General features: G+C 69.4%; 5 protein-coding genes. 4 read left to right on the top strand and 1 reads right to left on the bottom strand.

What is annotated here, in order from left to right; genetic code table 11:
• Positions 1–347: 347 nt before the first annotated feature.
• From QZY03_RS25545 to QZY03_RS25535, 3 genes are all read left to right on the top strand, one after another.
• Positions 348–4,082, top strand: coding sequence for an SUMF1/EgtB/PvdO family nonheme iron enzyme (locus QZY03_RS25545; RefSeq protein ID WP_295585871.1), 3,735 nt, complete (start codon positions 348–350; stop codon positions 4,080–4,082).
• Between the two features lie 156 nt (positions 4,083–4,238).
• Complete coding sequence (locus tag QZY03_RS25540) at positions 4,239–4,469, top strand: hypothetical protein (RefSeq protein ID WP_295585869.1); 231 nt, start codon at positions 4,239–4,241, stop codon at positions 4,467–4,469.
• A gap of 145 nt (positions 4,470–4,614) precedes the next feature.
• A complete protein-coding gene (locus QZY03_RS25535; protein WP_295585867.1) occupies positions 4,615–5,085 on the top strand; it encodes an RNA-directed DNA polymerase in 471 nt (156 codons plus the stop codon).
• 134 nt (positions 5,086–5,219) lie between these two features.
• Here QZY03_RS25535 and QZY03_RS25530 read toward each other — a convergent pair whose 3' ends face one another.
• A complete protein-coding gene (locus QZY03_RS25530) occupies positions 5,220–8,681 on the bottom strand; it encodes an SUMF1/EgtB/PvdO family nonheme iron enzyme (RefSeq protein ID WP_295585865.1) in 3,462 nt (1,153 codons plus the stop codon).
• Positions 8,682–9,069: 388 nt separating this feature from the next.
• Here QZY03_RS25530 and QZY03_RS25525 point away from each other — a divergent pair, with 388 nt between their 5' ends.
• Complete coding sequence (locus QZY03_RS25525; protein WP_295585862.1) at positions 9,070–9,702, top strand: DUF938 domain-containing protein; 633 nt, start codon at positions 9,070–9,072, stop codon at positions 9,700–9,702.
• Positions 9,703–9,745: the final 43 nt, after the last annotated feature.

Genomic DNA, 9,745 nt, shown 5'->3' with positions numbered 1-9,745 from the left:
TCCCGGCCAGCGGTGTGCGTCGTCAGGGCTTCCAGCCCTGACGGTGTCAGGCCAGGATGGCCTGACGACGCACCCGGCGCGCCCAAGTGGCCGGAATCTTGATCGAGGCCGTCGATTAACCAAAGAGACCGTGATCGTCGTCCCGGCCACAAGAAAACCGGAGGCCGAGGCTTACCGTGAAAGTGCGTCGTCAGGCCATCCTGGCCTGACGGGGTCGGGGCTGGACCAGTCAGGGCTGGAAGCCCTGACGACGCAGCCTCGCACGTCGGCAGTTGCGACAGTGGTCGAGAGGACTTTCCTGTTCCGGGGTGACGCGGGCGACATGGCCGTTAGCCGGAGGGTGCCGCGTGTCTTGCCTCAAACGGGGGCCGCCGGCTAAAGCCTCGGCCTCCAGTTGGGGGGCGTGCTTCGTCAACCGGATGCGGTTCGCCGGGGCCACTCCGACGCGGTCGGCACTCTACCGGGCCGCGACCGGGCGCCGCGCTTGCCGTGCGGCCCTGCCGGCGGCTACGCTTGGGTTCTACCAGACGCGGGACACCCTGCATCGGACGCCGAATACCGCCATGCCCCAGCCCATCCGCCTGCTGCATCTGTCCGACATGCACTTCCGCGCCGGTACGGACTGGGATGCGGACCCGGTGCTGCGTGCCCTGCGAGCCTTCATCGCCGAAGAGATCAATACCGGGCTGACTCCGGATCTGGTGGTGATCACCGGCGACCTGGCTCACGCCGGGACGGCCGACGAATACGCCCTGGCCCGAACCTGGCTGGACGCCCTATGGTCGACCCTGAATCAGGACCGCCCCGCGCCATTGACGCGGGATCGTCTGCTGCTGGTCCCCGGCAATCACGATGTGGACCGCGGTCGGGTCAGTCGGGGTGTTCGCAGCATCCAGGATGGTCGGCTGAGCGCGCAGTCCCAGGACGACATCGCCGAGACGCTGCAAGACCAAGGCGACCGTGAACTGCTCCTCAAGCGCCACACCGACTACCTGGATTTCTACGGCGCCTGGCTCGGCGAGCCCCAGCCCCGGCCCTGGTGGCAGCGCCGCATCGACATCGACGGTCAATGCCTGCACGCCGCCGGTCTCGACTCCGCCTGGATGGCCTGCGGCGACGACGACCGCGGTCGCCTGCTGCTCGGACGCTACCAGGTCAACCAGACCGTGCTGCATCCGGACGCCGAGGGCGCCGACTGGCGCCTCGCTCTGCTGCATCACCCCTGGGACTATCTGGCCGAGTTCGACACCCACGAAGCGCGCCGGACCATCCACCTGCACCGGGATCTCGTGTTGCGCGGCCACCTGCACGCGGGTGAGGCGTTTCGCGTGCTGCCGCCCGATCCGGCCCGCGCCTGCCTGGAACTGGCCGCCGGGTGTATCTATGACGGCAGCCGGCACCCCAACGCCTTTCAATGGATCGAGCTCCAGCCGACGCCGCGCCGGGTCCGGGTGCTGTTCCGTGCTTGGATCGAGGGCGCCTGGACCATCGACCGCAATCAACCCGGCTGCCCGGACGGTGCGGCGGACTTCGATCTAGCCCCGGCCCCGCCGATCACCGGCCGCGAACCGCCCCCCGCCGACCCTACCCGCTATCTCGACACCCTGTGGGAGGATACCGCCAACCTCGCCATCCGCGGCATCAAGACCGGCCGGGCCGAGGCCAACCGCATCCCCATCGCCGATCTCTATATCGAATTGCAGGCCACCGGCGGCGGCGCCGGCCAGGGTGAGGACGCGCGCCGCGCGGCGCACCGACCCGGCGCCAGCCCACTGCACGCCGCCCTGGTCCATCCCCGTCTGCTCATCATCGGCGATCCCGGCTGCGGCAAGACCACCTTCCTGCGCTGGGTCGCCCACTGTCTGGCCGCGGACCGGCTGGGGCGCGCGCCGGGTCCGGACGCCGCCGCCCGGCATCTGGGTCTGGACCTGGCGCGCCTGCCGCTGCTGGTGCGCATCACCGACTGGCTCGACTTCATCGCCGGCGAACAGGCGCGCCGCCGCGGCCCCGCCCGCGCGCGGACCGCCGACTGGCTGATCGAATTCCTGGCCGACGACGCCCGCGGCCACAACCTGGGCCTCACCGCGGACGACTTCCGCCGGTTGCTGAACGCCGGCGACGCGATGATCCTGCTCGACGGGCTCGACGAGGCCCCCGACCAGGGCCGGCGCCGCACCCTGGTCGAGGTCATCGAATGCGTCGCCCGCGCCTACCGCGACTGCCCGCTGGTCGTCACCAGCCGCCCCGCCGCGCTCCAGGAGGAGACGCTGCTCAGCGGCTTCGTGCACACCACCATCGACCGGCTGGACCCCGCCGCCATTGCCCGCTTCCTCGGGCGCTGGAGCCGCGCCCTGTTCCCCGACAGCGCGCGCCAGGCCGAGGACCATCGTCGGGCGCTCGCCGCCGCACTCGACTGCCGCCCCGAAATCCGCCGGCTGGCCCGCAACGCCGTCATGCTCACCGCGCTCGCGGTCGTGCACTGGAACGACAAGCGGTTGCCCGAACAGCGCGCCGAACTATATGAATCGATCCTCAACTGGCTGATCCAGGCGCGCGAGGCCCGCCCCGGCCGCGCCCCGGCGCAGCGCTGCCGCCAACTGCTGAAAGACCTCGCGCTCGCCATGCAGGGCGACCCCCAGGGCCGGCAGGTCCAGGTCACCCGTCACTGGGCGGCCGAGCGTATCGCCCACCGCTTTCGGGCCGGAGACGCCGCCGACCCTGGGCCGCTGGAGTGTGCCGAGGGCTTCCTGCTCGATGAGGAACAGGACAGCGGCATCCTCGTGCGCCGCGGCAACCAACTGCGCTTTTGGCACCTGACCTTTCAGGAATACCTGGCCGCGCAGGCGCTGGCCGGCCTGGCGGACGGCGAGCGCAACACCCTGCTGCTCGGCAGCGGCGGCGCCGCGGTCCCCGCCGTCTATCGCCCGGAGTGGCGCGAGACCGTGCTGCTGCTCGGCGGGGTGCTCCATGAGCAAGGCGTCGACAAGGTGGACGGGCTGGTCGGCGCCGTCCTCGACGGATGCGGCCCCGGCCTGGCGGATCAGGCCCGTGCCGCCGGCCTCCTGGGCGCCCTGGTGCGCGATCTGGACCCCTTCCACTACCAGCCGGGCGACCTGCGCTACGCCCGGTGCCTCACCGCCGCCCTGGGCGTCTTCGACCCGGTACAGGCCCCGGCGATCCCGCTCCCGGACCGCATCGCCGCGGCCGACGCTCTGGCCCAGGCGGGGGACCCGCGGCTCGGCTGGTACCGGCCGGCGCGCTGGGTCGAGTTGCCGGGTGGGCGCTTGCTGATGGGTGCGCAGAAGAACCAGGAGAAGGCCCCCGGCTACGACCCGGACGCGTACGACAACGAGGCCCCGGTCCATCAGGTCCAGGTCAGCGCCTTCGCCATGGCGCGTTTCCCGGTGACCGTTGCCGAGTTCGCCGCCTTCCTGGAGGACGAGGACCACGCCGATTCCCGCTGGTGGGGAGCCGGCGGAGCGGACCAGCCCAGTGCGCCGGATGACTGGGACGACCAGCAGGCCCACCCCAGCCGTCCGGTGGTGAGCGTCTCCTGGTACCAGGCGACGGCCTTCTGCGCCTGGCTGACCGATCGACTGGCGCGGCCCCAGGGGGCCAAGGGGACCATCCTGCTGCCCGCGGACCGCGTGGTCCGCTTGCCGACCGAGGCCGAGTGGGAGTATGCCGCCCGCGGCGCGTCGGGCCGCCGCTATCCCTGGGGCGACGAAGCGCCCGACGGGCAGCGCGCAAACTTCGACGCGGCCAAGGTCGGGGCACCGAGCCCGGTGGGTATCTTCACCGGCAACTGCACGCCTGAGGGCGTTCTGGACATGGCCGGAAACGTGCTGGAATGGTGCTTCGACGCTGATCGCGAGGACTTCTACGGGCAGTGTCAGAGCCAAGGGCTGGTCGTCGATCCGCTGGCCCAAGGCGATGGCGGGTCGCCGCGCGTGCTGCGCGGCGGTGCTTTCGACTTGGAAACCTGGTACCTGCGCTCCTCGGTCCGGAGCAGGATCGAGCCCGAGGCCCGGGTCAGGAGCATCGGGTTCCGCTGCGTCCTGGCCGCGCGCCGCCAGCCTTGACCCGCCCCCTCTGGTTACGAAGCGCCAGCTTCCCGAGACCGGCAACGACCAGCCACCCGCGGAACACCGGCAATGACCCGCAGCCGCAACCCCCGGCAGTCCGCAAGGAGCGAAAGCGGTATCCTGAACCATCAAGATTGACCGAGAGCCAAACCCATGCAGCCGATCGAACTCGATGTGGATGTCGATGAGAACAACGAGATCCATGTGCGCCTGCCCGCGGGTTACGCCTGTCGGCGAGCCCATGTCCGGGTATTGATCGCGACTGTTGCGGATGCCCCGGCGGGACACCCGCGGCAATTCGGCCAATTCCGCGGCCAGGTGCGCATGTCTGACGACTTCAACGCGCCGCTGCCGGATGCGTTCTGGCTGGGTGAAGTCCGGTAGGTTGGGGTAAGAAACGAACCCCAACGATCGGCGGCCGGGATGTTGGGGTTCGTTCCTCACCCCAACCTACAGGCTGTTCGCGCACCGGCTCGCGGACCCGCGCACCCTGGCCCTGATCGCCGACCTGCTGGCGGCGGGCGGGGCGGTGTACCGTCATCCATTGGCGGCGCTCGCCCTGGGCGACCACCGGGTGCCGCCGGATCAGGGTCTGCCACTGGGCGGCTACTTGAGTCACTGGTCCGGCGGCCTCTACCTGGATGGACTGGACCACCACGTCAAGCGCGTCCTGAAGGTGCCGGGTTACCTGCGCTACATGGACGATTTCGTGCTGTTCGCCGAGCGGGCCGAGGCACTGGTGCAGGCGCGGGAACTGATCGCCGATTGGCTCGGTCAGGAGCGGGGGTTAACGCTCAAGCACCCGTTCGCCGAACCGCTGGACAACCGGCTGCCCACGGTTTTTCTGGGCTTTCGCATCAGCCGTGCCGGGATTGGTCCGGGACCCAAGGCATTGCGCCGACTGCGCCGCCGGTTACGCCGGGCCGACGACATGGACCCTGCGCACCTGGCGCGCAGTCTGCTGGCGTTTCGGGGGATGTGGGGCGCACTGGGCGGGTGACAACGGTGTTTGACAGTGTCATTTACACTGATAACGACACTGACAATCACACTGACAAATTGTCAGTCAGTGTCAAACGCGAACGGACCGCTACGCGGTCCGTTGAAGAAAGAAAGGGTCAATGGGTCAAAGGATCAAGGCTGGCGGCGCGCGGCCAGGACGCAGCGGAACCCGAAGAACCTGAACCGGACCTCGGGCAGGTACCAGTACCGGTTCGAGGAGCGCAGGAACCCGGCCACGAGGACGAAGGCACCGCCGCGCAGCACGCGCGGCGAGCCGACTTCCTGCATGTCCTCATAACGGCAAGCGTCGCACCACTCCCAACAGTTGCCCGCCATGTCTTCCAGGCCAAGCGGCGCCTGCGCCGAACGGGGAAAGAGCCCCACCGGAGAGGTGACCCCGAGACCGGCCTCACGGCTGTTGCTGATCCCGTCCTCCCACTGGCCGCCCCAGGGGTACTCGTACCCCTGGGGGCCGCGGGCGGCGGCCTCCCATTCGCGCTCGCTCGGCAGGCGCCCCCCGGCCCAGCGGCAACAGGCTTGCGCCTCCCAGAAGGACACGCCGACCACCGGTTGATTGGCGACGTTCCAGCGGCGGTCTTGCCACAAGGCCGGTTCTGTGACACCCGCCTGTTGCAACCAAGCCCAGCCCTCGTCGGACCACCAACGCCGGTTTGCATAGCCGCCGGCGTCCATGAAGACGCGGTATTGACTGTTGGTCACCGGGTAACGTGAGAGCAGGAAGGGCGCCTCGATGCGGAACTTCGCGTTCTGGTCGCCGTAGACATAGACGCCAGGCGGAACCTCGACATAGGCCACGGGGGCGCGGAGGTCGTCGATGCGCGGATCGCCGAGCCGGCCCAGGCAGAGCCCCAGGGTCTGGCGGGCGGGGATGGCAATTTCATCGACAATCGCGTCCAGGCAGGTCCGGCGGAAGCCCGTGGCGAGTTCGTCCGGCAAAGCCTTCTTCGCGAGACACAGGCCCAGAGCCTCGGCCACGAAGACCGCCGGGGCCGGGTTGACCTTGAGCTTGGCGCGATCGAGCTCCCGCGCGAGGCCGGTCAATAAGTCCAAGGCCGCGGTGGGTGAGGAGCGATGATGGAAGGCCAGGCCGGCGAACAGGAACAGCAGCGTCAACCGCCACTCCGGCACGTCCCAGCGTGACCGGAAGATCTGGTGCAGCGCCGCGTCGTCCCCGCGGTTGCGGGCGATGCGCTCGGCGGCCAGAAACTCCTGGATGCTCAGATGGTAGAAGGCGGCCCGCCGCTGCGACTGCGGCAACAGCAGCCCGGACTTGGTCAACAGGTCCTCGCGCCAGGCCACGGGCGCCACCTGACCCTGCTCGTATTTGCCGTCCAGCTCGGCAAAGTCCCGCAGCAACCGCGCGATCTCGTCCTCCGTGGCGAATCGTTGGGGTGTGCCGCGGTGCTCATCATGGATCCCCTCGCCGGTATGCATGCCGTAGGCGATGGCTTCCAGCCGGGCCAGGGCCAGCGGGCGCTCGGCGACCTTGTCCAAATAACGGTTGTGCAGCACGTTGTCGCAGATGGCGGCATAGAGACTCCAGAGGTCGCCGGGCAGGCGGCCGCCGTCGTAATAGATGACACAGAGCGCGGTCAGCAGCAGGGGGTTTTCGGTGAGCGGCGCCAGGTCCTGTTCGCCAAGACTGCGCAGCAGTTCCGGGGCCAGTTCGGGCTTGTCCAGCGTTTGGAACCAGCGGGTGATGAACAGGGTTTGCAGCGCCTCGGGCAGCGGCTCCAGCGGGGCCCGGGCGAGGCCCAGCCGGTCCAATTCCTGTTCGTCCAGGCCATAGGGTCGGCTGGTCAGCAGGGTGCGGTTGCCGGCCCGCTCCCAGTCCGGCAAGGCCGCGATCAGGCCGCTGAGCAACAGACCGCGGGGGTAGATAGGCCGGCCGTCTCGGGTCTCGCAGACCGGGACCTCGTCCAGGCCGTCGAGCAGCAGAAAGGCGGTGCCCGCGGCAAGATGGGCCTTGAGCAGTTCGCCGGTGAGACCGTCCGGCTGGATGCGGTCGACCCACTGGGCGAGGGCGTGTTCGAGCTGGGGGCGATGCCAATTGCCGCGTCCGTGGCCGCACTCCATGTTCGGCCACAGGTCCCACAAGGGCACCAGCAGCGGCAGCCGGCCGTGCAGCCCCGTGGGCGGCTGCTCCGCGAAGCCCGCGGGCGGCGGTGTCGCATGGCCGACACCGGGTTCCTCGGCGCTGGCCCGCAGCACCGCCCAGCGACAAAAGGTGGTTTTGCCGGCACCGGCGGCGGCCGGACAGTAGAGCGACTGGCGGTCGATGCGCTCCAACAGCAGGGCCGGCGGCGGTTGTTCCGATCGGCCGGCGTGGTTCGCCTGGCTCCGGGCGGACTCCAAATCCGGCCCCGCCGGGTCGGCGGCCGGCGTCGTCACGGCGGGGACATACACCTGGCTCAGGCGAATCGCCTGGCCTTGCTTCAGGCCCTTGCCGAGCAGGTCGAAATCGGCATAGCGGCGGTGCAGCCAGGCGAGATAGGCGGCGGGGACCTCGGGGGTGCGGGGGGGCTGGGTTGCGGCGTTTGCGGTTGGCGGTTGGTCCAGGGGGAAGTCCACCGCGCCGCCCGACTGGTTATAGTCCGGCTGCCAGGCACCCTGGTTGCGGAGGCGGAACAGGACGCGGACGCACCGGGGCTGGGGATACAACTCGATCCACTGGAACCTGTTGGGGTCGCCGCTGCCGGTGTTGACGTATCCGGGGGCGAGTTCCAGGCAGGCGCGGCGGGAGTCCGGGGGCATCACGCGGCAGGCTAGGGGTTCGCGCCGGTGGCCGTACAGCAGGAGATCGCAGCGCAGGTGAATGGTCTGGCGTGCCTCGTTGGAATCGAATGCTGCCAGGTCGTCCCAAGGGTGGTGCATGAGGGCGATGCGCCAGTCGGCGCCCTCGGCGTCCTGGTGCAGCACGGTCTGGTTGATCTGGTAGCGCCCGAGCAGCAGGTCCCGGTCCTGATCCCGGCACGCCATCCAGGCGGAATCGAGTCCGGCGACGTGCAGCCGTTGGCCGTGGATCGCGATGCTGCGCTGCCACCAGGGATCGGGTTGGTCGGTACCCAGCCAGGTGCCGTAGAACTTGAGGTAGGCGGCGTGGCGCTTGAGCAGGAGGTCGCGGTCAGCGGCATGGCCGAGTACCTCGGCGATGGCGTCCTGGGAGCGCTCCCGCAACAAATCGCCTTGCATCGAACGGGCGCCCCGGCTGACCAGACTCCAATCCACGTCATGGTTGCCCGGCACCAGCAGCAGGCGGTCCCGCGGTAGGGGCTGCGCCGGGTCCGGTGAGAGGGCGGGCCAGAGTTGATCCTCCAGCCATTCCTGGGCGGAGCAAGGCAATTCCTCGGACTTGTGCTTGCGCCCCGGTTGATATTCCTCGGCCTTGCCGGAATACCCCAGGTCCCCGGTGATGACCACCAGGTCCGGCGCCAATCCGCTTTCGACCTCGGCGGCGATGAAACGGGCCAAGTCGCGCAGCATCGGGTCAGCCTCCCTGGCGCGGTCGGCGCGGAACCGGCAATCGGACAGGTGCAGCAGGCGCACGGGGCGGTCGGTCGCGGTGGCGGACATCCGGTGCTGGTTCTACAGGTGGAGGTGCGGCAAGTGTATCAGTGCCTTACCAAACGGGCCAACGGGTCGGGACGATGGTGGTGACGGCGGCCGGAATCCGTGCCGGTGGGGGGCGCCGCCGGGCCGCGTTGGCCGCGCCAGCCTGTCCCCCGTGGGAGCGGCGTCCCGCCGCGATGCGGTGCCGCGGTAACCTCAAGCGCTGCGGTGACACGTCCGGCCCCATCGCGGCGGGACGCCGCTCCCACAGGGTCACTGTGCGACTTTCACGGTGAGCCTCGACCTGCGGTTTTCTTGAGGCTGGAACGACGATCACGACCGACGCGGGGCCGGAGCATCCTCGCGGGAATCATATCTTTGATTACGACAACGACAGAGGCGACAAGCACCAATGACCCATAACCGCTATCCGCACAAACCCTTCGCCGAATCCTGCGTCGAGAACCAGGCGCCGATCTTTGCGGTGATCGCACCGCTGTTCGCCCAGGCGCGCCGGGTGCTGGAGATCGGCAGCGGCACCGGTCAGCACGCGGTCTATTTCGCCGCCCGGCTGCCGCACTTGACCTGGCAGACCAGCGATGTTGCGGCCCATCTGCCGGGGATCCGGTTGTGGCTGGCGGAGGCGCAGTTGCCCAATTTACCGGACCCGTTGAGTCTGGATGTGACCGGTGACTGGCCGCCGGGTCCGGTGGACGGGGTGTTCAGCGCCAACACCGCGCATATCATGGGGGAGCCGGAGGTGGCCCTGATGTTTCGCGGGGTGGGCCGGCTGCTGGCCCCGGGGGCGCTGTTTGCCCTCTATGGCCCCTTCAGTGACGGCGGGCGCCATACCAGCGCCAGCAATGCGCGCTTCGACGCCGCGCTGCGGGCGCAGGACCCGCGGATGGGGGTGCGGGATCTGGACGCTCTGCGGCGTCTGGCGGATCAGGCGGGCCTGGACCTGATCGCCGATCACCCGATGCCGGTCAACAACCGGACGCTGGTGTGGCAGCGGCGGGCGGCGGGTGTCGCGGATCAGCGGTAATTGGAAATGTTGGGGTTTGTTCCTCACCCCAACCTACCGTGCT

The organism is uncultured Lamprocystis sp. (assembly GCF_903933125.1).
Lineage (GTDB): Bacteria > Pseudomonadota > Gammaproteobacteria > Chromatiales > Chromatiaceae > Thiodictyon.
The sequence above is the reverse complement of the archived record's forward strand: the minus strand, read 5'-3'. Positions and strand labels throughout refer to the sequence as shown.